Source organism: Halovibrio sp. HP20-59 (assembly GCF_033052795.2).
Lineage (GTDB): Bacteria > Pseudomonadota > Gammaproteobacteria > Pseudomonadales > Halomonadaceae > Vreelandella.
In genome coordinates this window covers 1-247 of record NZ_JAWJUW020000143.1, presented here as the reverse complement: position 1 = coordinate 247, position 247 = coordinate 1, and the positions used below count along the sequence as shown (strand labels likewise).

Here is a 247-nt window from a genome sequence, read left to right as displayed (position 1 = left end):
CGCGGCGAACGCACGAACGAGGCCTCCTCAACGGCCAGCGGGTCGACGAACACCTACCGCGACCGCGCCAACCTGGTGGGGGACATCGTCAACGCCAAGACAGTACCGGTCGGTCCTCCGGCCTTTCCATACTCGAGTGCCTACAACCCGGGCTATGACACCTTCAAGACCACCTATGCGAACCGGGCTCCCGTGGTCTACGCCGCGGCCAACGACGGCATGCTGCACGTCATCGACGGCAGCCTGA

1 protein-coding gene is annotated in these 247 nt (G+C 65.2%); it reads left to right on the top strand.

Annotated features, from left to right (window positions below; translation table 11 throughout):
• Positions 1 to 247: PilC/PilY family type IV pilus protein (locus RZA33_RS19680; protein ID WP_317509987.1), on the top strand; the 247-nt coding region annotated here is incomplete at both ends.